The sequence below is a fragment of the Sulfurospirillum diekertiae genome, from assembly GCF_011769985.2.
GTDB classification, from domain to species: domain Bacteria; phylum Campylobacterota; class Campylobacteria; order Campylobacterales; family Sulfurospirillaceae; genus Sulfurospirillum; species Sulfurospirillum diekertiae.
The window spans coordinates 212,281-236,361 of sequence record NZ_CP039734.2 but is presented as its reverse complement, the minus strand read 5'-3'; the positions used below and the strand labels follow the sequence as shown (position 1 = coordinate 236,361).

26 protein-coding genes are annotated in these 24,081 nt (G+C 36.2%); 9 read left to right on the top strand and 17 right to left on the bottom strand.

Annotation, left to right across the window (positions count from 1 at the left end; all coding sequences use genetic code 11):
• Positions 1-16: 16 nt before the first annotated feature.
• The 3 genes from flhB to nadA are packed head-to-tail and all read right to left on the bottom strand — an operon-like array spanning position 17 to position 2,916.
• Positions 17-1,075, bottom strand: coding sequence for a flagellar biosynthesis protein FlhB (flhB, locus tag FA584_RS01295; RefSeq protein ID WP_167750029.1), 1,059 nt, complete (start codon positions 1,073-1,075; stop codon positions 17-19).
• Positions 1,076-1,090: 15 nt separating this feature from the next.
• Positions 1,091-1,921 carry a carboxylating nicotinate-nucleotide diphosphorylase gene (nadC, locus tag FA584_RS01290; protein WP_167750028.1) on the bottom strand — a complete coding sequence of 277 codons (831 nt, stop codon included), beginning with the start codon at positions 1,919-1,921 and terminating at the stop codon, positions 1,091-1,093.
• Positions 1,918-2,916, bottom strand: coding sequence for a quinolinate synthase NadA (gene nadA, locus FA584_RS01285; RefSeq protein ID WP_369805676.1), 999 nt, complete (start codon positions 2,914-2,916; stop codon positions 1,918-1,920). Before nadA ends, nadC begins: the two co-directional genes overlap by 4 nt.
• 94 nt (positions 2,917-3,010) lie before the next feature.
• Between nadA and plsY the strand changes: the two genes are divergently transcribed.
• The 6 genes from plsY to FA584_RS01255 all read left to right on the top strand — a co-directional run bounded on the left by plsY (position 3,011) and on the right by FA584_RS01255 (position 7,798).
• Complete coding sequence (plsY, locus tag FA584_RS01280; protein ID WP_167750026.1) at positions 3,011-3,637, top strand: glycerol-3-phosphate 1-O-acyltransferase PlsY; 627 nt, start codon at positions 3,011-3,013, stop codon at positions 3,635-3,637.
• Positions 3,637-3,972, top strand: a complete 336-nt coding sequence (locus tag FA584_RS01275) for a dihydroneopterin aldolase (protein WP_167750025.1) — start codon at positions 3,637-3,639, stop codon at positions 3,970-3,972. Before plsY ends, FA584_RS01275 begins: the two co-directional genes overlap by 1 nt.
• Positions 3,973-4,051: 79 nt before the next feature.
• Entirely contained in the window at positions 4,052-4,723 is a 672-nt protein-coding gene (gene hsrA / locus FA584_RS01270; protein ID WP_012856039.1) for a homeostatic response regulator transcription factor HsrA, read from the top strand.
• Positions 4,702-6,012 carry a sensor histidine kinase gene (locus FA584_RS01265; RefSeq protein ID WP_096045633.1) on the top strand — a complete coding sequence of 437 codons (1,311 nt, stop codon included), beginning with the start codon at positions 4,702-4,704 and terminating at the stop codon, positions 6,010-6,012. Before hsrA ends, FA584_RS01265 begins: the two co-directional genes overlap by 22 nt.
• Before the next feature lie 68 nt (positions 6,013-6,080).
• Complete coding sequence (locus FA584_RS01260) at positions 6,081-6,332, top strand: YfhL family 4Fe-4S dicluster ferredoxin (protein WP_087437548.1); 252 nt, start codon at positions 6,081-6,083, stop codon at positions 6,330-6,332.
• The gene (locus tag FA584_RS01255) at positions 6,332-7,798 is read left to right on the top strand and encodes a Ppx/GppA phosphatase family protein (RefSeq protein ID WP_096045632.1); all 1,467 of its coding nucleotides are present in this window, start codon (positions 6,332-6,334) and stop codon (positions 7,796-7,798) included. The genes FA584_RS01260 and FA584_RS01255 overlap by 1 nt, the downstream gene beginning before the upstream one ends.
• Before the next feature lie 64 nt (positions 7,799-7,862).
• On the opposite strand, the gene bamA is transcribed toward FA584_RS01255, so the two are convergent.
• Complete coding sequence (gene bamA, locus FA584_RS01250; protein WP_167750024.1) at positions 7,863-10,100, bottom strand: outer membrane protein assembly factor BamA; 2,238 nt, start codon at positions 10,098-10,100, stop codon at positions 7,863-7,865.
• Positions 10,101-10,229: 129 nt separating this feature from the next.
• Here bamA and FA584_RS01245 point away from each other — a divergent pair, with 129 nt between their 5' ends.
• Positions 10,230-11,057 carry a prephenate dehydrogenase gene (locus tag FA584_RS01245; protein WP_167750023.1) on the top strand — a complete coding sequence of 276 codons (828 nt, stop codon included), beginning with the start codon at positions 10,230-10,232 and terminating at the stop codon, positions 11,055-11,057.
• On the opposite strand, the gene FA584_RS01240 is transcribed toward FA584_RS01245, so the two are convergent.
• The 12 genes from FA584_RS01240 to FA584_RS01185 form a co-directional block, all read right to left on the bottom strand.
• Positions 11,040-12,461 (bottom strand): BatD family protein, encoded by a 1,422-nt coding sequence (locus FA584_RS01240; protein WP_167750022.1) that lies wholly within the window; start codon positions 12,459-12,461, stop codon positions 11,040-11,042. The two genes, FA584_RS01245 and FA584_RS01240, sit on opposite strands and share 18 nt — an antisense overlap.
• The gene (locus FA584_RS01235; protein ID WP_167750021.1) at positions 12,445-14,040 is read right to left on the bottom strand and encodes a VWA domain-containing protein; all 1,596 of its coding nucleotides are present in this window, start codon (positions 14,038-14,040) and stop codon (positions 12,445-12,447) included. Before FA584_RS01235 ends, FA584_RS01240 begins: the two co-directional genes overlap by 17 nt.
• Positions 14,031-14,939 (bottom strand): VWA domain-containing protein, encoded by a 909-nt coding sequence (locus tag FA584_RS01230; protein ID WP_167750020.1) that lies wholly within the window; start codon positions 14,937-14,939, stop codon positions 14,031-14,033. The genes FA584_RS01235 and FA584_RS01230 overlap by 10 nt, the downstream gene beginning before the upstream one ends.
• The gene (locus FA584_RS01225; RefSeq protein ID WP_167750019.1) at positions 14,926-15,303 is read right to left on the bottom strand and encodes a hypothetical protein; all 378 of its coding nucleotides are present in this window, start codon (positions 15,301-15,303) and stop codon (positions 14,926-14,928) included. The genes FA584_RS01230 and FA584_RS01225 overlap by 14 nt, the downstream gene beginning before the upstream one ends.
• A complete protein-coding gene (locus FA584_RS01220; protein ID WP_167750018.1) occupies positions 15,303-16,139 on the bottom strand; it encodes a DUF58 domain-containing protein in 837 nt (278 codons plus the stop codon). The genes FA584_RS01225 and FA584_RS01220 overlap by 1 nt, the downstream gene beginning before the upstream one ends.
• A 3-nt stretch (positions 16,140-16,142) precedes the next feature.
• Positions 16,143-17,090, bottom strand: coding sequence for an AAA family ATPase (locus tag FA584_RS01215; RefSeq protein WP_167750670.1), 948 nt, complete (start codon positions 17,088-17,090; stop codon positions 16,143-16,145).
• A 30-nt stretch (positions 17,091-17,120) separates the two neighbouring features.
• The gene (locus FA584_RS01210) at positions 17,121-18,113 is read right to left on the bottom strand and encodes a beta-ketoacyl-ACP synthase III (RefSeq protein WP_167750017.1); all 993 of its coding nucleotides are present in this window, start codon (positions 18,111-18,113) and stop codon (positions 17,121-17,123) included.
• Positions 18,114-18,122: 9 nt separating this feature from the next.
• Entirely contained in the window at positions 18,123-19,115 is a 993-nt protein-coding gene (gene plsX, locus FA584_RS01205) for a phosphate acyltransferase PlsX (RefSeq protein ID WP_096045622.1), read from the bottom strand.
• Positions 19,116-19,268, bottom strand: a complete 153-nt coding sequence (rpmF, locus tag FA584_RS01200; RefSeq protein ID WP_041956166.1) for a 50S ribosomal protein L32 — start codon at positions 19,266-19,268, stop codon at positions 19,116-19,118. It lies immediately after the preceding gene.
• 1 nt (position 19,269) lies between these two features.
• Positions 19,270-19,638: a DUF177 domain-containing protein gene (locus tag FA584_RS01195; RefSeq protein WP_167750016.1), complete on the bottom strand. Its 369-nt coding sequence runs from the start codon at positions 19,636-19,638 to the stop codon at positions 19,270-19,272.
• A gap of 5 nt (positions 19,639-19,643) precedes the next feature.
• Entirely contained in the window at positions 19,644-20,057 is a 414-nt protein-coding gene (gene ndk / locus FA584_RS01190) for a nucleoside-diphosphate kinase (RefSeq protein ID WP_096045620.1), read from the bottom strand.
• Between the two features lie 141 nt (positions 20,058-20,198).
• Positions 20,199-20,483, bottom strand: a complete 285-nt coding sequence (locus FA584_RS01185; protein ID WP_041956163.1) for a DUF362 domain-containing protein — start codon at positions 20,481-20,483, stop codon at positions 20,199-20,201.
• Between the two features lie 388 nt (positions 20,484-20,871).
• Between FA584_RS01185 and FA584_RS01180 the strand changes: the two genes are divergently transcribed.
• A complete protein-coding gene (locus FA584_RS01180; RefSeq protein WP_167750015.1) occupies positions 20,872-22,842 on the top strand; it encodes a methyl-accepting chemotaxis protein in 1,971 nt (656 codons plus the stop codon).
• A gap of 108 nt (positions 22,843-22,950) precedes the next feature.
• Positions 22,951-23,547, top strand: a complete 597-nt coding sequence (locus FA584_RS01175; RefSeq protein WP_087437535.1) for a peroxiredoxin — start codon at positions 22,951-22,953, stop codon at positions 23,545-23,547.
• A 50-nt stretch (positions 23,548-23,597) separates the two neighbouring features.
• On the opposite strand, the gene FA584_RS01170 is transcribed toward FA584_RS01175, so the two are convergent.
• Positions 23,598-24,014 (bottom strand): Fur family transcriptional regulator, encoded by a 417-nt coding sequence (locus FA584_RS01170; RefSeq protein WP_096045618.1) that lies wholly within the window; start codon positions 24,012-24,014, stop codon positions 23,598-23,600.
• Positions 24,015-24,081: the final 67 nt, after the last annotated feature.

The window sequence follows — 24,081 nt, the reverse complement described above, 5'->3', positions numbered from 1 at the left end:
AAGTTATTGATGCTCTTTAGTGTGATTTATTCGAACTTTTATAAACAAATGCTAACACTTCTGCTACTGCTTTATAAAGATTTTCAGGGATAATATCACCCAAATTGCATTTTTTATAGAGTTCTCTTGCCAATGGAGGATTTTCAACAATCTGGATGTTGTAGTTCATTGCAATTTCTTTAATACGCAGCGCCATGAAATCTGTCCCTTTGGCAATAACTTTTGGAGCAGCTTCTTTGTCTTGATTGTATCGAATTGCAATAGCATAGTGTGTCGGATTGGTAATAATAACATCCGCTTGTGGGATTTCCTGCATCATGCGTTTTTTTGTCATTTGCATCTGAATTTGTCTAATCTTAGCTTTAATCTTAGGATCACCTTCCATTTGCTTATATTCATCCTTCATTTCCTGCTTACTCATACGTAAACTCTTAAAATAAGAAAAACGAACAAACAAAAGATCTGCAAGTGCCAACACAAGAAAAAGGATTAAAATAACAGAAATAAGAATAATCATTTTGTGTTTTAGCCACCCTAATTGATCATACAAAGGAAAAGATATGACCGTTGGAAGCTCTTTAGTAAAGGCAAGGAGGAAAAAGTAACAAACCCATAAGATAGTGCCGACTTTGATAATAATTTTAAGCATTTCAACCAATTTTTTGATTGAAAAAAGATTCTTCATACCCTTCATTGGATCAATTTTACTAAAATCAGGCATTAAAGGTTTTGTTGTGAAAATCAGACCAGTTTGTAAAACATTGGCTAAAATTCCAGCCACTGAAACTGCTAAGGCTAAAGGAATTACCATAAAAATAACTTCTCTAAAGGAGATGATCGACAGTTGAAGTGTCACTTCTTTGGTAATTTCAACACCAATTAAAGAGTGATAATAGTGATAAAGATACACCGTACGCGATTCTATCCACGGGAACATGGCCAAAAAAACCGCTAAGGCAACTATAAGCGTTATAAAAGCACTGGTATCTTGACTTTTAGGAACATTACCATCATTTCTGGCATCTTCAATCTTCTTGGAACTGGCTTCTTCCGTCTTTTCTTGATCGTCTGCCACAGTATAATATGCCTGTTAAATCACGGTTTTATGGGTAATTTTCATTGAAAAATCAAGCCAAACCGCTTGATGAATCAAACTTCCACTACTGATGGCATCGACACCTGTTTTGGCATATTCTATAATATTGTCTTTGGTGATGTTTCCACTGGCTTCTAAAAGCACATGGGGAAAATGACTGTTTTTATACGCAACAACGGCTTTGATATCCTCATGCGACATATTGTCACACATGACAATATCTGCCCCACATCGCATCGAAAATTCGGCAAATGTGACATCTTCAGACTCAATTTCTATTTTACATGTAAAGGGAAGTTTTTCTCTGGCTTCTTCAATAAAAGCTTTCAAATCATCAATCGTTTTAAGATGCGTATCTTTGATCATCAAACAATCATCCAAACCCATTCGGTGGTTACTGCCTCCACCACAACGAATAGCATATTTTTCAAAAACACGTAAATGCGGTCTTGTTTTCCTCGTATCTAAAAGTTTGAGAGCATAGCCTTGAAGCACTTTTTTATAACTTGCCACATTGCTGGCAATGCCACTGGCATGCTGCATTAAATTCAAAATCGTACGTTCGCAACGCAAAATATTTTTAGATTTCCCTTCAATTAAAGCAACCACATCCCCTTTTTGAAGCGTATCGCCATCTTCAAAATAAAAGGTGACATCCAGTTTATTCATCTTACACAGTGCCTTAACATAAGGCTTTCCCGCAAAAACACCCCTATCTTTACAGATAATATTAGCACTTGCAAAGCTATCTTTTCCCACCAATGAAAAAAGATCACCTCTGCCAACATCTTCTTCAAGTGCTTTTTTAACAAACTTTTTAATCATAATTCAAACATCCTATTCAAAGCAGTATGCGCCCATTTTCGTGTTTCTTCCAAAACGCTAATTTCATTATCAAAGCGACCTTCTTTGATACTTAAGAGTACGTCATAGACATCCTGTAACGTAGTCTCATTCATCGTTGGACATTCCGGTTTTGAAGAAGAAAGGACGTATGTATTCTCTTGGCGCAGACGCTTAATCATATTGTATTCCGTTCCAATCGCCACTTTTTGTTCACTTGGGAGTTTTTTGACATAATCAATAATCTGGCTGGTAGATCCCACGAAATCAGAGAGATCACATACTTCAGGCTTACACTCTGGATGTGTGACGATTAAAATATCAGGGTATTTCGCACGGTAAAAAGCAATATCATCCACATCAAAGAGCTGATGGACGGAACAAAATCCGTTATAACATAAAATATCGGCCTCTTTAGGATCATTTCCATCACCTACTACACACGATTTTAGCCCCATTTCTTTGGCTATATTCTGTCCCAAACAACGATCAGGAACAAATAAAATCTTTTTATGACTCTCAAGCGCCTTCATAATGATTTTTTTAGCATTAGAACTGGTACACACATAACCGTTCATTTTACCGACAGCTGCTTTAACATCAGCAGAGGAATTAATGTATGTGACGGGCAAAATATCTTCTTTTTTAATGCCTGCTTTTTCTAAAAGAGCCACATTTTGATCGAAATAATCCACATCTATCATACGCGCCATTGCACAACAAGCAATTTTAGGCATAAATACACGTTTTTCAGGTGCCAAAATTTTAACACTCTGTCCCATGAATCCTACGCCGCAAAAAACCAAATAAGGATTGGCATCTTTTGCTGCCCATTGAGCAAGTTGAAGAGAATCTCCAGAAAAATCTGCTAGTTCAAAAACTTCATCTTTTTGATAAAAGTGTGCCACAATACTTACATGTAACTCGTGTTTGAGTTTTAAAATTTCTTTTTTTAATGTGTGATTATCCAATCTCAATTCCTTTCGTTCTATCGAAAAAAGTCATTATAGCGTTAAAGGAATAATAACAAAATTATTGCTATACTGTGTCAACTTTAATGAAGGATACTGGGTGGACTTTCTCTTTAATATCAACGTTCAATTTTATATTTTAAGCTATCTTATTGGCGGTATTCCCTTTGGTTTATTGCTTGCAAAACTTTTTACAGGTCAAGACATCAGAGAGGCAGGAAGTGGAAGTATTGGGGCAACCAATGTACTACGCGTTTTAAAAGAATCCAATCCGAAGTTGGCGAAAAAATTGGCTATTGCAACGGTTGTTTTAGATGCATTAAAAGGTATTGCTTTACTTTTAGTTGGTAAATTCATTGGTCTGAGTATTGAGACACTTTGGGCGATTGCAATTTTTGCTATTATTGGACATTGTTATAGTCCTTATCTAAAGTTTGAGGGGGGAAAAGGCGTTGCAACAGGCGCTGGAGTGCTGTTTGTGATGTTGCCTATTGAAACTGCGATTGCTTTTGTAACATGGTTTGTCGTGGGCAAAGTGCTTAAAATCTCTTCGTTATCATCCTTGCTCGCACTTGTCGCTTTGATTGTTGCCTCATTTATTATTCATCCAGAGCTTGAAGGCATTAAAACGCATGCACCTATTTTTATCATCGCTTTTTTGATTGTTTACAAGCATATTCCTAACATTATTAGACTCTTTCAGGGCAAAGAATCTAAAGTGATCTAATGCAAATTATTATTGAAAATCTAATGTTTGAAACGATCGTGGGGATTCTTGAAAAAGAGCGCCACACGTCTCAAAAAGTTGTTTTACATGTAAAGATTTCGTATGATTACGATGGTAATAATGTGATTGATTATGCCAAAGTTTCTGCTTTTTTAGAGACGGAAATGAATCAACTGCGCTATCTTTTACTGGAAGATGCGCTCATAGACTTAAGTCAAAAACTCAAAATTCTCTATCCTCAAATGTCTAAAATTAAATTAAAAATCTTTAAACCTGATATTTTGTCAAATGCGATGGTTGGGGTTTCTCACACGGTTGACTACACCAAAAATTAAAATTTAATTAAAAAAACTTTAAATCTAGCTAAAATTATGCTATAATCCCGTTTAAATTTTAGCAACTAAGGAATTTATAATGCGAATTTTAATCGTTGAAGATGAAGTAACCCTCAATAAGACCATTGCTGAAGGCTTACAAGAGTTCGGGTACCAAACCGATAGCTCTGAAAATTACAAAGATGCAGAATACTACATTGGTATTCGTAATTATGACCTCGTTTTAACAGATTGGATGCTTCCAGATGGTGATGGTGTTGATCTTATCAACCTCATTAAACAAAAATCTCCTCGAACGGCTGCAGTGATTATCTCTGCAAAAGATGACAAAGAGAGCGAAATCAAAGCCCTTAAAGCAGGTGCTGATGACTATATCCGTAAACCATTTGATTTTGATATCTTAGTCGCTCGTATCGAAGCACGTCTTCGTTTTGGTGGTACTAATGTGATCAAAATTGATGATCTTACCATCGATCCTGATGAAGAAAAAATTACCTACAAAGGTCAAGAGATCGAACTTAAAGGTAAACCATTTGAAGTGCTAACGCACCTTGCTCGTCACAGCGATCAAATTGTTTCCAAAGAGCAACTCCTTGATGCTATTTGGGAAGAGCCCGAGCTTGTAACACCGAATGTTATTGAAGTTGCAATTAACCAAATTCGTCAAAAAATGGACAAACCATTGGAAATCTCAACCATTGAGACAGTAAGACGAAGAGGTTATAGATTTTGCTTTCCCAAAAAAGTATAAGAGAAAGTTTTATATTACAATTGGTGTCCGCTTCGGCGACACTGATTGTAATCTTCTCCGTCATTCTTTACAACTACATCAAAATTTCTATTTTTGAAGATATTACACAAGAACTTACCAAACAAGCCCAAATTATTGCCACCTCTCGTACCAGCTCCATTGAACGTATGGGTATCAATATTTTTGACCCATCTTTGAGTTCAATTAATAACCCTAATGACGTACAAGTTACTATAGCCATTCGTGTTAATCAAGGCAATGTACCCTCCTTTGAACACAGTGAAAAAGATGACCAAAAATTCCTGACGATCTATTATCCTTTAGAAAAACGCGAACATTATTTTATTTCCATCACTAAAGATATTTCCAATACCGATATTTTGCTCAATAAAATTCTTAAAAATATTCTTATTATTAACCTAACCGCTATCTTTTTGATCCTCTTTTATGCCCTATTTCTCTCACGAATGCTCGTTTTACCCATACGTTCTTTAACTAATAAATTAGCAAGCATGAATGAAAATTTTTTACAAATGTTCGATACCCAAAAATTGCCAAGTGAATTTCAACCGTTAGGTGTCAGTATCAATAAATTGGTTGAGCGAATTCAAATCTTTGTCAATTCTCAGAAAGAACTTTTCATTGGTGCTGCACATGAACTTAAAACCCCATTGGCTGTTATGAAAACCAAAAATGAAGTAACCCTTTTAAAGCCGAGAGAGAATGAAAAGTATATTGATACTCTCAAAAGTAATAACCAAACAATTAATGATATGAACAAAATGATTAGCAATATTTTAGAGATTGGAAGACAAGAAGGTGCACAATTTGAGAAACCTATAGAAATTGACCTGATCGCCTTTTTAAAAGAACAGATCAATAACTATACTATCTTAGCCAAAATGGAAGAAAAAAATATCATTGAAGATATTGTTCCCATAAGCTATAAGATTACGATTCAGCCGACACTTCTTATGCATATTTTACAAAATTTTGTTCAAAATGCCATCAAATTTACACCTAAAGAAGGAAATATTACGATTCAAGCCTACCTAACAAAAGAAGGTTTCTTTGTCTGTGTCATTGATGAAGGCATTGGTATTGATGAGAGTAAAGATCTTTTTGCACCTTTTAAACGTTATGGCAATCAAACAGGTGCAGGACTTGGGCTTTTCCTTGCTAAAAATGCAGCTGATGCTTTAGGAGCAAAAATAACTCTTAAAAATAGAGAAGATACTAAAGGAACCATTGCTACATTACTACTTCCTCTTCGTAAACGCTCGCTTTAAATTTCGTTAAAGTATTTTTAGTGTATAAACTCGTCAATAAATTTTACTTTAAATGAAGGAAAATAAGCATGTCTTTAATGATTACAGATGAATGTATCGCTTGTGACGCATGTCGCGATGAGTGTCCAAATGGTGCTATTGAGGAGTCAGATCCTATTTATATCATCGATCCCGATGTTTGTACAGAATGTGTAGGACACTATGATGAACCAGCTTGTATTTCTGTATGCCCAGTTGAATGCATTGTTGCAGATCCTGACAATATTGAAAGTGTTGAAGAGTTAAAGCTAAAATACGAACAGCTCAGCAGCGACAATTAATGTCAAAACGCACAGCCATCATTGATATAGGATCTAATTCTGCAAGAATGGCAATCTTTGAGAAAAGTAGCCGTTTTGCTTTCCACCTCATTGACGAGACGAAAAGTCGTGTCCGTATTGGTGAAGGTGCCTATAATTTTGGTGGTGTGTTGCAAGAGCCTGCTCTGAAGCGTGCTTTTACAACACTTGAAGAGTTTGGCCATATTATCAAAGGGTTTAAGTGCAATAAAGTTCTCTGCATTGCAACATCAGCACTCAGAGACGCTCCCAATGCAAGCACCTTTATCAATCAAATACATAACGAGCTTAATATTAATATTAAAGTTATTGAAGGGACAAAAGAGGCTTATTATGGTGCAGTTGGTGCGCTCAATTACCTTAAAGAAATGAAAGATGCTGTCACAATTGATATCGGTGGAGGTTCAACAGAACTTGCCAGAATTGAAAATGGCATCATTGTTGATACAATTTCTCTTAATATTGGTACCGTTAGACTTAAAGAACTCTTTTTTGATAAAAAAATTCCACTAACAGATATTCGCTCTTTTATTTATAAAGAGCTTGAAAAAATTCCTGAACACTTTACATGTAATGATATGATTGGCATAGGTGGGACTCTCCGGTCGCTTTCTAAAATCATTATGGAACGCACTAACTACCCTCTTAAAACGGTACATGGCTTTGAGTATGACATAGCTACTCACGCCTCTTTTGTTAATGCCATTGTGAGTTCTGATGTCTTAGGACTAAAAGTTCTAGGAGTGCGTAAAGATCGATACGATACGATGCGTGAAGGATGTATCATTTTTCAATCCATTCTCCAAAAACTCGGATGCCAAAAAATGATTACAAGTGGTGCAGGTATCAGGGAAGGTGCTTATTTATGTGATCTTTTACGCTCTTCTAAGCATAAATTCAATCCTGACTTCAAACTCAGTCTTCGAAGCTTTAAGGATCGTTTTTCAATTGTAGAAGACGAGAATCTCTATATTAAAAAAGTTGCAAATCTTCTTTTTGATACGCTATCTCCTATCCATAATATACCTGCAAAATACAAATGGGAACTTAGTGTTGCAGCAGAACTTTTAAATATTGGTATCAAATTGGGTTTCTATCAAAATCAAATGCATAGTTTTTATTTTATTCTCAATAATCTCAACTATGGCTTTTCACACGAACAAAAAATACTCATTGCAATGCTTGTCAAATACCATGTTAATAAACTTCCAAGTGAAGAAGATATGAATACGTATAAAGCGCTTTTACCCGATATTCAAACGGTACAATGGCTTAGTTTTCTACTGGCTCTTTCAAAAGCAATCAATAGCGATATGAGTCGTAGTAAAATCGTCTTTAGCTATCAAAATCATACACTGACTATTCAAGCAGAAAAAAAACTTTTCTTAGCACATGAGCAGATCAAACAGCTTATCAAACCTGCCTCTTTTGCAATCATTATTAAGTAGAAAAAAGTATTTGAAGTAGTTATGAAGATTAACGGGAGTTTTGAACTCCCGTTATATTATTAGATTAAAATTTTTGTCCGATTGTAAATTCAAAGGAAGCTTTTTTATCACCTGTCTCATCCATAACGGGTTGGGAGAATACCAATCCAATAGGACCTAGTGGTGAAATCCACTCTAATGCTACACCTGTACCACCGCGCTTGATATCGAGATTATCTTCACCAATCATACCATAGTCAAAGAAAATTGCTCCACGCATTTTTAGTCTCTCAACCAAAGGGAAGCTGGCTTCTACGGTATTGACTAACATCGTATTACCACCAATTAAGATATCTGTACCACTCAGTTTTGGCGAAAGTGAATTTGACTCGTATCCACGAACTGTTCGGATACCACCCATATAGTATTTTTCACCATAAGAGTATTTTTCATCCGCTGCGTTAATAGCAAGGTATTTAAACTGCGCTTTATAACGTAAAATAAGGTCATAATCAATCAGATCTTGTAAACCATAATAGGTTGCAAATTTATTAACACTGCTCATAAACTTTTCATCTCCACCAAGTCCAGCAATCTCTAAACTTGAACTTGCTGATATACCACTACGTGGAAGATAATAATCATCCGTATTGTTAAAAGAGATACCAGGGACAACAGAACTTTTAATCGTTGTTTCATCTGTCCATAAAATATTTTTGTAGGGTTGAAGTTCATTGGTAAGATTTGAAAGTTTATCCTGTTCTATGATGTAGCCGAGTGATACTCCCCAGTTACGAGCGATTTTGCGACCTAAAACAACATTGATACCATATTTCTTTTGATCGTAATAGTAATAGCTATTGTCCGCACCGTAAATCTTTCCACTAAGGCTATAGACGGAATCAAATAGACGTGGATTGGCTAAAGAAATTGCACCGTTAAGCTCACTATCAGATCGTTCTACATCAATACCAGCTCTTAAGCCTGATCCAAAAATATTACCATCAGAAACACTTGCACTTAAAAGAAGTCCATCGGATGAACCATAACCAATACCACCACCAATCGATCCTGTGGAAGCTTCTTTAACATTAACAACGATATCCATTCTATCTTTGCTAATACGCTCTTCTTTAATCTCTACATCTTCAAAATAGCCTGTACGTTTGAGTGCTTTTTTTGTATCATCGACATCTGTTCGGCTGTACATATCACCATTCGCTAAATAAATTTCACGTCGAACAACTCTATCGATTGTTCTACTATTTCCTGAAATTCTGACGTTATTGATATAAACTTTTTCACCAGGCATAACACGATAGGTAATATTAGCAATATGGTTTTGCTTGTCATTTTTGACATCAGGAACAATTTTTACAAAGGCATAACCAAGGTCTGCTACCTTAGTTTCAATCAACGTCATATCTTTACGTAATTTTGATACATTAAAGACTTTACCATTTTGAAGATTCATCTCTGCAATGACCGCTTGGACATCAATAAATCCTTCCGGAATTTCAATACCAATCGTACCCACTTTATACTGTTCACCCTCATTAACATTGTAAACCAAATCAGCCGTATAACTATCCAAATATGTTTTTAAGAACGGTTGGCTTACATCACAGTCAAGATAACCTTTTTGCATATAGGTATCTTTAATACGTGCGGAATCATGCTCTATATCACTTGTTCTAAGTTTTCCATCATTAAAGCCCCACATCCAAGGTAGCCACTCTTCAGATTTATTGGCAATATTTGGCTCAACATCGTTATAACTAAGAGCTTTTGAACCGCATAAAGTTACTTTTTTAATCACTACATTTTCACCACGATTAATAATAAAGTCAAGGGAAATCGAAAGTTTTTCAGTAAGTGGTGTTGTTTTAGATTCAACAACAGTATCAAAATAGCCTTTATCTTCGTAAAACTTGATAATTTTTAGTTTTGAAGCTTCTGCACGCTCAACATCATATACTTCACCTTTTTTGATACCAATAAGTTTATTTATTTCATCTTTATCACTATCACTAATACCTACAAGATCAATTTTTGCAATGACAGGTTTTTCTTTGACGTGAACAACAAGAGCGCCTTCGCCTACCTCTTCAATCCAAACATCTTCGAAATAATTTTGTTTATAAAGCGTTTTAACCGCTTTATCGATCTTTTCCATGTCGACAGAATCACCTGCTCTCATGTCGATCATTTCTGAAGCCATCTCAGGAGAGAGGTGGATCAAACCATCAAATTGGAGGCTTTTTAACGGAGCCGCGAACAATGAAGTCGCAACGACAAGAGACAACGCAGTTATTTTTTTCATACTGATTAGCCCTAAAATTTATTTTTTTAGATATTTTGAATATAATACCATCTCTAGAATTAAGTGCCTATTAAACCCATAATAAGGCTATTCTTTGATACATCAAGATGTCTAAAATAAGGATTAAAAATGGTTGTTGGAATTGTTGGATTAGGGTTAATGGGAGGCTCTTTAGGATTAGCACTTCAAAATACAAAACTGGTCTCTAAAATTGTCGGATTTGACCATAACTTGAGTCACTGTGAAGAGGCATTAAAACTAGGACTCGTTCACGATATTGTCTCTTTTGCAGAAATTAAAACCTGCGATGTTATTTTTCTTGCTATTCCTGTTGGAGGGATTATCAAAGCACTTCAAGACTTAAAAGATGTGCAGGATACAACAACGATTATCGATTTAGGAAGCACCAAGGCGGAAATTGTAGCTTCTGTTCCTGAGTCTATTCGCTCCAATTTTATTGCTGCACACCCCATGACAGGAACGGAGAAGTTTGGTCCAAGCGCTGCTATTCAAAATCTCTATCATGATAAAGTCGTTGTTTTATGCGACACGGATAACAGCAATGACCTGCATAAAAACCGAGCCATTCAGATGTTCTCACACATTGGCATGAAAATTGTCTTTATGGATCCTATTTCACATGATGCGCATGCTTCATTTATATCGCATCTTCCCCATGTTATTAGTTATGCTTTGGCAAATAGTGTTATGGGACAAGAAGATCCTAAGAGTATTTTAGCCCTCGCCGCTGGTGGTTTTCGTGACATGAGTCGTGTGGCAAAAAGCTCGCCTCAAATGTGGTCTGATATTTTTAGACAAAACAAAACCAACCTTTTAAGTTCTATTGAGGTCTTTGAACAAGAGCTCGAAAAGTCAAAAAAAATGATTGAAGAAGAGGACTGGAAAGGGCTTGAGGCGTGGATGAGTAAAGCCACGACCCTACACAAGATCCTCTAATAACGTATCAATAGCTTTACGATTAATGGGGTGTTTCCCACCCCTGTAAAGATTGGCTTCAAGTTTTTCTATCCAACAATCGACTGCCTCATTTTGACTTTGATATTTCAATAATTTTTGCAATATATCTCTTTGCTGTATCCTGCGTGGAATAATTTTAATTTTTTTAAACCGATATAAAACTCCTACCAATAGAACCACTAATGTAGCGCCTCCTAGACCAAAAGCAAAGCTACGTATATCAAATTGCCATTTTATAGGCATCTCCGTATGAATTTTTTCTTCTTCAGCAACACCTTTTTCTGATGGAGAAGAAACCGTTTTTCCAAGAACTTTAATAATTTTAGCATCTGTAGTAACACTTTCAATATGCTTTGTTGAAAGATGATAAAAACGTAATTGTAATGGTGAAATTTCGAAAGATTTCTGTGCATTAATGGCAAATTTTTGGACAAATTCACCTTTGAGTTTTTCACCTTCCATCCATGTCGTTACCTTTGGGCTATCGCTAAAAACTGTTGCATTGGGAAGAGTAAGTTTAAAAGGTTCAATATCATCAAAATTACCCTCACCTGTAATTTTGACAGTCATATTTACCGCTTCATTGGGAGCAATTTCTTCTTTATCAACTTGCATATCCATCGCGAATTCACCCAAAAGATCCACACCATCCAGAGGCTTTACATGTAATGTAAGATCGTTTGAGCTAATGCTCTTCCATTGAAGTTGATTGATAAACATCTCACGTGAAGCAACCTGCCTTGCAATCTCAATTTTTGCTGGGACAATGTGTTGCTCTCCACTCTTTTGCGGATAAATCATATATTGAACGGTATGTACGACATCATCACCTTCAACGTGTGGATTATCTTTGCCCACCTCTTTGACCCAAAATCCTTCCAATGTCGGCTTTAAAAAGCGCATATCCACTAAATTTTCATTTTTGTTACGCTTGAAAATAAAAGAGAGTTTCACCCCTTCATGACGCATAGGTGTTGTATTGGAAACTTTCATTTCGAAAGAAAAAGGTTCTTTGTGCGCGCTTGTGACAACTTTTTGTACGAACGGTAAGTGGAGTGACTCTGTCAACTCTTTTTTGCCATCTACGATAACCTCATATGCAGGAATTGTAACATTGCGATCTGGATAAAATGTCACGTAGTGATCAAGCTGTTTCGTAACAACTCCATTATTCAGTTCGATACTTTGGCGATTTTGATGCGAAACGACTGTAAAACCATCAATCTGATCTATCGTAGGAAATTTAATACTCTCCCCCTTAGCGCTTAATACCAATGTGGCACTTTCTCCTTGTTCAATAGAAGGTTGCAGTAAAAAAGCATGTGCTCCAAAAAGCTCAAGTGTTAAGATAAAAAACAGCCCTAAACTACCACGTAATCGCATTATTATTGTTCTCCATTTTATTGCTTTTATACAGTATGACTGGTTTGGTTACAGGCTCTTTTTGCATCAGTGCTCGTTCCCATTTTTTGGCTTCTTGCTCATCCATAGGTTTAGATGAAATTTTATCTTTGCTTTTTTTGCTATTAAGATTCTCTTTTTGAGGCTCTTGTTGTTCGTGTTGCGGTGACTCTTCTAGCTGATTTTGTTCTTGCGACTTTTGATCTTTTTGTTGCTTGAGGTACTCTAAATTATAGCGTGTATCTTCATCTTCTTCTATACTTAACGCTTTTTCATAAACCTTTATCGCATCATCAATTCGTCCTAATTGAGCCAAGGAATTGCCTTGGTTGTGTAATACTTGGCGTTGCAGTGTCTCGTCCTGAATCCCTTCATAAAGATGTAGCGCCTGCTCATATTGTTTCGCTTTATACAGAGCATTGGCAAGATTGTAAGCAGAAGCATCACTCTGTTTGGAAGCTTTCACATTTTCATACAAACGTACAGATTTATCGTAAGAGCCTTTTTCATAGGCATTTTTAGCTTGTTCAATTTCCCACCAATCCAAAATACCACTGTATGCAGGAGAAGTACCTAACAATAGCATAATAAGAGGCATTAAGCGTTTTACATGTAAAGCGTGAAATGCAAAAAAAAGCAACATTAACGCCATCCCCAAAAAGTAATAAAAAAGCTCAATCGCTTCATAAGGTTGCTCTTTTTGAACGCTTTGTTTGGAAGCTTTCAGTGCAATTTTCTCAGACAACCATGGTATTTCGCTCAGATCACCACTGGTTGTCACGTAAGCGCCTCCTGTCTTTAGCGCCAATTCTTTCATACTGTCTGCGCGCTTGGTGATGACAATATTGCCTTTTTGATCCTTGAGTGCTTCACCTTTTGCCGTGTAAATCATGGTACCTTGGGTTGTACCAACGAGCAGAAGATAAACATGTATCTGCTCATCGTTGGCAAGCGCAATCGCCTCTTCAATTTTATCTCCATCTGCACCATCCGTGATGATCAAAAGCTCTTTGTTGCCCTCTTTTAAAGGAGCAAATATTTTTTGTGCAGAAAGGATCGCCGAAGGAATGGAACTACCTTCGCTACTCAATGTTTCGGTGCTGAGATGTTTGAGCAAAAAATTTAAACTTACTCTATCTTCACTGAATGGTGCAACTAAAAAACCATCATTCGAGAAGGCAAGAAGTGCAAATTTAAAACCATCCAGTTTCTCAAAAATCTTTTGAACAGCAACCTTGGAAAAGTCTAAGCGAGAAGGATAAATATCACGCGCTAGCATCGAATTTGAAATATCGATTGCAATGGCTAAAGTACTCGTAACATGCGTTTGAATCGCTGCTTCTTTGTTTACATGTAAAGTCGGACGAGCAAGCGCAATTACCATCAAAATAAGGGCTGCCAAAAACATTTTAGGTTGTTGAGAGGCACTCTTTTTTTCGACCAATAGCTTCTCAAAAATTTCTTGTGAAAAGATGGTATGTTCTTTTGGACTGTGAAGTATTTTCCACCAGAACACTAACAGTGGCAAAAGAAGTAAAAAATACGGTGATTCTAATTGCATACATTCTGCCTAAATGCAAGTTTACCGTAACCCAAAAGTGCCAAAAAAGCTATTAAAAGGGGATACATGTAAAGATACTGATAGTGGTATTTTCCTGATGAATGTTGTAAACTTTGCTCCATTACATCAATTTTTGTATAAATCTCTTCAAGCGTTTTGGCATTATTGGCTTTAAAGAAAGCACCCTCACTTTTTTGTGCGAGTAAGCTCAATACACCTTCATCAAACTCACCTTCTCGTCCAATTCCAATGGCATACACTTTGATCTTTTCACTCTCAAGTGCTCTTAAGGCAGCATCAAGAGGGATGTTTCCCGTCGTGTTAAAGCCATCGGTTAACAATACCACCACTTTTTCTTTGGCACTGTTGTTTTGAAGCAGCCTTGTCGCCAAAAAAAGCGCATCATACATGGCCGTTTTTTTTCCTGCAATCCCTTCTTCTAGATTTTGAACAATCATTGAGGCGCTCTCATAATCGTATGTCAAAGGTGTTGCAACATAGGCAAAATCACCAAAGACAATAACCCCGATGTTATCCATCTTTCGCTTTTCAATAAAAGATGCTGCCAATTCCTTAGAGAGAACAAATTTACTCTTCATCATTGTTCGATCAAACATCTCTTTATGCATGGATTCACTCACATCCAACAGAAGCAAAATTGAATGTGACAAGCGTAATTGTTCCTCTTTACTTTGAATGACCGGTGAAGCAAGTGCCGTAAAAAGCATACTTATTCCTAACCATTTAAGGATAGTGTGTAAGAGATTGGTCTTTACATGTAAAGGCAATGAAAGTAAATGAGGCATATAAATAGTGCTGTGTTTTTCTTTACATGTAAAGGCACAAACGATAAAAACAAGAAGCCCTAGAAAGAGATAAGGATACTCAAACGTGAACATCATTCATCCCTAAAAACGCTTGCCACAACACTTTTTCTTTCACCTTTAAGGGTGCTTCATAAGAGCGATATTTATAGTAGGAAAGTTCGTCTTGCAAAATTTCAAACTGTGCTCTATTGGTATCATCAACTATCAAAGCTCCCCATTGACTCAAGGCATACGCGCACTCCTTTGCATCTTCCATACTCACTGTTTTCAAAAATATTAAGGCTTCCTCTTTGGGTGTCAACATTTTTTGAGGAGATCTCATTTTCCACAGAAACCAACCAAAAATTCCTAAAATGCACAGTATGATAATCAACAATACCATCCATGAAAAATCAGGGATGGAAACTAAGCCTTTAATATCTTTGAGTGATTCCATCACATTTCCCTTAAAATGGAGGAAAGCTTAATGTAGGGGTCTTCGTTTGTATAGAGACTTATTTGCGCAATACCTTGTTTTTTAAAATAGCCCTGTAAGTGCTGATCAAATTGTTCTTGTCTTACCCTATATGCTTTGATTATTGCTGCATCAAGCATAACTTTTTCTTCACGTAAACTTGTCGGGTCTTTAATGTAAAACGAGCCTAAAGCAGTAGGTTTTTCTTCAAAATGATCTCGTATTTTTATAACCACAACTGAATGTTTTTTGGCTATGGCATCCAAGATAGGCATTTCAAAAAAGTCACTGAGGATAAAAAGTAAAGAAGGTTTTTTAATCCTATAAAGTGCGTAATGTTGGATGAAATTCCAATTCAGTTGTTGAGCAATTACGGGACTTTGAAGTGTTTTATAGATCGCTTCTCTGACCATTGCTTCTTTTTTGGAGAGTAAACGCTCATACAAAAGTTTGTCTGACAGAAGAGCTAGTGAAAAGAAATCGCTATTTTTAATCGCACTAAACCCTAAAAGAGCAACTACTTCTGCCATTACTTCTTGCTTCATACGGTCAATGCCAAAATATATACTTCCACTCATTAAGCCTAGCGCATAAACAGTGATCTCTTTTTCTTCAAAAAAACTACGAAGTTGAATCTGCCCCGTTTTGGTACTTTGTTTCCAATCAATACGTTTGACATTGTCACCGTACATGTAAGGACGAATTTGTGAAAAATCGTACCCATCCCCCTCTTTAGAAGAAGGGTTAGAACCAACCATCTCGCCAAAGAGATGCTTTTTACTGCGCGCAATAATGGTGTTATAGCTGAGTGTTTGCACGGATCAAGGAAGAGGAATTGTCTCTATCAGTGTATCAATAACCGAATCGGTACTGATGCCTTGTGCTTCTGCTTCATAACTGAGAATAATACGATGACGCATGACTTCTTTACCCACACTTGCCACATCAACAGGCGTTACAAAATCTCTGCCTAAAAGCAGTGCATGGGCTCGTGATGCTTTATGTAAATCAATCGTGGCACGAGGACTTGCTCCAAAACGAATGAAATTTTCTAATTTGACCAATCCATACATTTTTGGCTTACGTGAAGCAAAAATAAGATCGGCAATATAGTTTTCAATCTGTGGATCAATGTGAATTGATTTGAGTTGATTTTGAAGTGATAGAAGTTCTGTACTTTTTAAAACAGTCGCAATAGACTCGTGTATTCCAAGTGCCACATTGCGTGCCATGCGTATCTCTTCTTCTTTGGTATTGTAACCCACCAGTAGTTTCATCATAAAGCGATCGAGTTGCGCTTCTGGTAAACTATACGTTCCTGTTGATTCGATAGGATTTTGGGTAGCTAGCACGAAAAAAGGACGTGGAAGCTTAAGGCTCTGATCTCCAATCGTAACTTGATACTCTTGCATCGCCTCTAAAAGAGCTGATTGCACTTTTGCAGGGGCACGATTGATCTCATCGGCTAAGAGAAGATTCGTAAAAATAGGCCCTTTTTTGACCACAAATTCACCACTTTTTGGGTTATAAATTTCGGCGCCTATAATATCACTCGGAAGAAGATCGGGCGTAAATTGAACTCTGCCAAAGGAGAGTCCTAATGCTTTTGCAAGCGTATTGATCGTTGTTGTTTTCGCAAGTCCTGGAACACCTTCAATCAGAACATGCCCATCACAGAGCAGTGCAATAATCAGCGAGTCAATGAGCTTCGAATGACCAACGATTACCTTTGAAATTTCAGACTTTAATGCGTGTAAGACTTCCATAATCGTTAACCTTTATGAAGGTATCAAAGAATATTAGTTACCACCAAACCTTACAAGACCACTAGCCCATGTAAAACCACCACCAAAGGTATCTAAAAGCATTAAATCGCCTTTCTTGATACGTCCCTCTTCATAGGCGTCATTAATTGCCATCGGTATTGAGGCTGCCGAGGTGTTGCCATATTTTGCAACGGTTAAAATAGTTTTTTCAAGAGGGAAATCAAGCTTTGCACGGACAGCTTCAATAATTCTCATATTCGCTTGATGGGGTATAAAATGATCAATCTGTGAAGAAGTGATATTGTTTTTTTCTAAAATCTCAATCACATCGTTTGTGAGTGTTTTTACTGCTACTTTATAAACATCGTTACCCTGCATTTTGATGTAATTCAGTTTATTATCCAGTGTTTCTTGAGAGCAAGGGTATTTTGAGCCACACCCTGGAGTAATTAAAAGGTCGCCATAACGACCATCAGCCGAAGCGTGAATATCTAAAATAGCTTCGTTTTTATTTTCAGTTGCACCAATAATAGCAGCACCCGCACCATCACCAAAAAGAATACATGTACCACGATCGGTATAATCAACCACGCTACTAATTTTTTCGGCACCAATCAATAAAATATTTTTCTTTGCACCTGATTCAATAAAAGCTTTGGCCATTGAAAGCATATAGACAAATCCACTGCATGCAGCACTAATGTCAAATGCCATGACATCATTAATACCTAGTTTTCCAGCAATAACACATGCAGTAGAAGGCATACAAAAATAATCAGGGGAGAGTGTCGCGCAGATGATCAGATCAATCTCTTCTTTAGTTATGCCTGCGCGTTCAATAGCCTTCTCAGCTGCCTTCACCCCTAGATCACTCGTTGCTTCTTCCACTGAGGCAATACGTCTCTCTTTAATACCTGTACGTTTCTCAATCCATTCGTCACTTGTTTCAACCATCTTCTCAAGGTCTAAATTACTCAAAACACGAGAAGGGGCATAGCCTCCGATGGATTTTAAAGATGCATACACATTAATCCTTTATTGCTCTAATAGCACTAGTTTTTGTTCAATATCTGTGTTAATACCAGAGCTTGAGAAATTAATCGCCTGATAAATAGCATTTTTGACTGCTTTTGCATTACTCTTACCATGTCCAATAATGGCACACCCATTAATTCCAATAAGTGGAGCACCGCCGTACTCTGCATAGTCAACTTGCTTTTTAAGCACTTTAAAAACTTTACGCATAAGCACTGCCCCTGCAATTGCTAATGGTGAGCGACGTACATTTTGTTTGATAATTTTTGTAATAGAATCTGCCACGCCTTCACTCGCTTTCAGCAAAATATTTCCTACAAAACCATCACAAACAATGACATCTACGGAACCATCAAAAACATTATTCCCTTCAACATTGCCGACAAAACTCTCAATTTTTTTCAGGATTGCAAATGCCTCTTTTGTTATCTCATTGCCTTTACTCTCTTCTTCACCATTAGAAAGGAGTCCAACTTTTGGCTTAGCAATTTTCAAAACATCTTTAGCATAGGTTTCACCCATAATAGCAAATTGTGCTAAATGCTCTGCTTTGCAGTCAACATTGGCGCCAACATCTAATACAAGACTAAGCTTTCCAGGCACTGCTGTTGGCATAATTGTAGCAATGGCAGGACGTAAAACACCTTTGAGCCTTCCAATACGAAGCGTTGCTAAGCTCATTGTTGCACCACTATGCCCCATCGAAACAACAGCATCGGCTACTTTATCTTTGACAAGATCAACAGCTTTATAAATAGATGTTTCTTTGCGTTTGAGAGCATTTGTGGCTGCTTCATGCATATCTAAAATATCTGATGCTTCAACAAAAGAGATTTTAGCTAAGTATTCTTGAGGGATAAGAGGTTTGAGAACATTAATGTCCCCGACAAGCAGTGCTTTAAATTGACGCTCTTTAAGCGCCTGAAGCGTACCTTCAACAATAGGAGCGGGACCGAAGTCTCCGCCCATCGCGTCAATTGCTATGGTTAGCATTTAGTTTTTATATTCGCCTGTTGTTTTGTTCACTCTATGAGGCATTTTCCATGTTCCATCACTGTCTTTAACTGGCATAGGAAGTGTTACTTTGTAGTGTGTTCTTCTTTTTGCGCCTCTGGTTTTACTCACTCTTCTCTTAGGTACAGCCATTTTATTCTCCTTTTAGTTGTTCACATTGTCCACAATAGTGGTAATCGCTTTTGAAAGCTTCAATTTCACTTTGAAGTATTGAATCAAGATCAATCGAACCATCAAAAAATTCTATTATATTTAAAAGCTCTTCACCTTCTTGATCTTCGTAAAGACCTTCTTGTGCAAAGACTTCAACACGCTCATTAACCGTTAACTCAAAATTTTCGCCACATCGGTCGCACAGATGAGGAAGTGTCCCTTCCAATTGACCTGTGCATTTCACCATTGTCTTGCCTATTTTTAATGCCTCACCAAAAAATCTAATTTCATCCAAAGATGTTTCAAAATGAATCCCAGTTGTGGGAACTTTTTTGAATTCAATTTTCATTGAAATTAGAGAATTTCTCTTCTGGCAAAAAAGAAATCGATTTCGATTTTTGCATTCTCTAAGCTATCGCTACCATGAACTGCATTTGCATCAATACTATCAGCAAAATCAGCTCTAATAGTACCTTTTGCTGCTTCTTTAGGATTCGTTGCACCCATAAGATCACGATTTTTAAGAACGGCATTTTCGCCTTCTAGAACCATAACCACAACAGGTCCACTAATCATAAATTTAACAAGATCACCAAAAAATGGTCTACTTGCATGAACTGCATAAAAAGCCTCAGCATCTGCTTGACTAAGTTGGACTTTTTTCATCGCTGCAATTTTTAACCCATTTGATTCAAATCTGTCAACAATTTTACCAATAACATTTTTTGCTACTGCATCTGGTTTAATAATGGATAATGTGTTCTCCACAATCCTCTCCTATATATAATTGAATTTCATAACTTTGTAGGGAATTAGAACGTGGGAGTATAGCAGAATTTTTTTTTAATATCAATTAAATACTATTTTTAAATATAGAAAGACAAAGAGGGTTTCCCCTCTTTGTAGTTATTATTCAGCGCAAGGCGTTGTACCTTTTCGCATATCTGCACTGATCTCGTCACGACTTGGTTGTCCTGCATATGGAGCATCCCATACAATACAACCTTCAGTTGGGCAAGCTTCAGCACACGCTGGGGCATCATGATGTCCTACACACTCAACACATTTGTCAGCATAGACATAATAGATATCTGCACCTGTTGGGTTATCACTATCGTCCACAATTGCTTCTACCGGGCACTCATCAATACAGGCGCCACATGCAATACAAATATCAGTAATTTTTACTGCCATAATTTCTCCTCAATTGGTTTTTATACTAACGAAAAACTATATCCAAACTAAATTAAAATTGATATTAAACCCAAATTACTAGTTAAAAACTAACAAACGGTTTAATTTAGCCAGTTTGAACTGGAACCTTCTTTCTAACCAAGACGCCTTGTATCAAAATCTTTTATCAAAGAAATCTTACATTAAGTTCGTAGCATGAAAATAGCTTAGATTAAAAAAATCAGGTTAAATAAAAATTTCTAGATAGATCTAACTTATTGAATCATTCATCGATGTTTATTTTATTAAAAGGTAAACAAATATTTAACTTTTATGTTTCTTATTTAACTTTTCCAAAGGGTTTTTTTCATACTATATATTTAAATATACATTATATATGGAGATATAAATGAATTCATTAGCTAAAAAAGTAACTATTTTACAGGTATTAATTGTTTCTTTTGCAATTTTTGCTTTTATCTTTTACATCAATATTTATTTGAGTAGCTATATTAAACAAGAAACTGAACAAAAGATTACTGCAAATCTTACGGGATTAGAGCAAACTGTAAACGTTTATAATAGTGCACTTGAGGATACTGCTATCAAGCTTTTTACTGTTTTTGAATCAGAATTTAGTAATTTTCATATAAATGCGAGTGAAAAAATCATGGTTCATGGTGTTGAAACACCTTTAATTGCAGCTGATGGTCATACATTAAATAATAATTTCGTAAAAGTAGATACATTTACGAACCTCACGGGCGCTGTTGCTACTATTTTCGCTTTTCATGGTGATGATTTTGTTCGTGTTTCCACTTCACTAAAAAAAGAAGATGGATCACGCGCTATGGGAACCATGTTAGGGAAAACAAGCCCAGCATATGAACCTATTATGAAAAAGCAAAAATATATTGGAAGCGCAAGGCTTTTTGGTCAAAATTATATCACCGTTTATTCACCGATTATTGAAAATGATAAAATTGTAGGAATTTTATTTATTGGCTATAACTTCACAGAAGGCCTTAAAGCATTGAAACAACAAATCAATGGTATGAAAATTGGAGAAAATGGTTATTTTTATGCGATCAATACCAAAAGTGAGTCATATGATATTCATCCAAAAGTTGATAGTTCCAAGATTACTTCTGACCTTGATAAACAAATTTTAGGACAAAAACAGGGCATGCTACACATTCAAGAAGATGATGAAGCAAAAATTGTCAGCTTCCAACCCTTTAATAAATGGAATTGGATATTGGTTGCTAAAGCGAACGAAAAAGATTTTCAAGCTGCTAATGACAAGCTAAGAAACAATCTTATTATCACTTCTTTTATTATGACACTTATTATTGTGTTTATTATCTGGACACTTATTAATCAAATCATTACAAAACCTCTTAATAATCTCATAGAAAAAGCAAGAGATCTTTCTAGTGGCGATGGTGATCTTACACGCCATTTAGAAATTAAAGGCAATGATGAAATAGCACAAGCAAGCGAACAAATTAATCATTTTATTGAAAAAGTGCGTATTCTCATTTGTAATGCTAAATCACTTTCTAGCGAAAATTCTTCCATTTCACATGAATTATCCACAACTTCCTTACAAGTTGAAAAACTTGTTGAAAAATCAACGACTATTGTTTTGGATACAACAAACCAAGCTAATCGAGTACGTGAAGATATGACTATTTCTATTGATCAAGCCAAGAACAGTAAAGAGGATATGACAAAAGCGAATGGTGCACTTAAAACAGCTAGTAATGCTGTTATTGCCCTAACAGAAGAGATACAAAAAAGTTCCGTAACAGAGATTGAACTTGCACAAAAACTTAATCAACTGAGTACCGATGCAGAGCAGGTTAGAAGTATTTTAACAGTGATTAGTGACATTGCGGATCAGACGAATCTTTTAGCACTAAATGCCGCTATTGAAGCAGCACGTGCTGGTGAACATGGGCGTGGCTTTGCAGTTGTTGCAGATGAAGTACGTAAACTTGCAGAACGCACTCAAAAAAGTCTTATAGAGATCAATGCAACCATTAATGTTATTGTACAATCAATCGTTAATTCCAGTGAGCAAATGAGTCATAATTCAGAAAAGATAGAAGAATTAGCCAATACCGCTCAACAAGTTGAAAATAGTCTCCAAGAAAGTTTTGTCATTATTAATGAAGTGACTAAAATTACAGAGAATACTGTTAATAGTTATCTTCAAACAGGAGAAGAGATTGAAATCATGATTCATAAGATAGGAGAAATTAACAAAATTTCAATGGAAAATAGCCGTAGCGTTGAAGAAATTGCAGGCGCTGCTGAACATCTCAGTAAAATGACTGAGAACCTTAATCATAAGCTAGGAGAATTTCGAACTTAATTTGGATAAAAGCTTACTGGGTAAAATTAGTCTTATTAATTAAAATATTTTTTTCTATTTAATTGTATAATTTCTGTATCAATAAAAATTCTCAATAAAAGGATAATTATGTTAGTAACTAATAAAGCTCCTGACTTTACCGCAACTGCTGTTTTAGGTGACAATCAAATTGTCGATAATTTTAATCTCTATGAAAACTTTGGATCAAAAGGGACTGTTCTCTTCTTCTATCCACTTGATTTTACATTTGTATGTCCTTCTGAAATCATTGCATTTGATAAAAGACTAGAAGAGTTTAAAAACCGTGGCATTAATGTTATTGGTGCATCTATCGACTCACAATTTTCACATTTTGCATGGAAAAACACTCCTATTAATCAAGGCGGAATTGGTCAAGTAAGATTTCCTTTAGTGGCTGATATTACCAAACAAATTTCTCGTGATTATGATGTTTTATTAAATGGCAGTGTTGCGTTACGCGGTTCTTTTCTTATCGACAAAGATGGTACTGTAAGACATGCTGTTATCAATGACTTACCTCTTGGAAGAAACATTGATGAGATGTTAAGAATGATTGATACTATGCTCTTTACCAATGAATATGGTGAAGTATGCCCAGCGGGTTGGCAAAAAGGCGACAAAGGAATGACAGCCAGCACGGCAGGTGTTGCTGATTATTTAGCTCATAACTCTGATAAACTTTAATCGATAAAGAGAAGAGAGATTATCTCTCCTCTCTTTATTTTCTTTGATAACTACTTCTTTTTACAAACAGAACACTCTTTTACTGTTGCAATCACATCCATTCGATCAATTTTAACATGCTTATTAGTTTCTAATATCGTTTGATATTCAAATAAACTTTGGTCATAATCAACATCTTCAATGGAACCACACTGTTGGCAAACAAGATGAATATGCGGCTTAGAATAGATGTCATAACGCATTTTCCCCTCAGCAGTATTCACCTCAATGACCACACCTTTTTCTTTAAGCGTTGCAAGGTTTTTATACACTGTCGCTAAAGACATAGATGGATTCTCTTTTTTAAGTGCATTATAGAGATCATCAATGGTTGGATGTCCCTTTTTATCTAACTCTTTGAGAACAGATATTCTTTGGGGTGTTGCTTTAAGCTCTTTGGTTTTAAGAAGATTGATAAAATCATTCATACTCTATTCCCCCTTCCCTTTATAATCTTTTTTGAATGATTCCATATTATAGATCAATTTTCCCGAA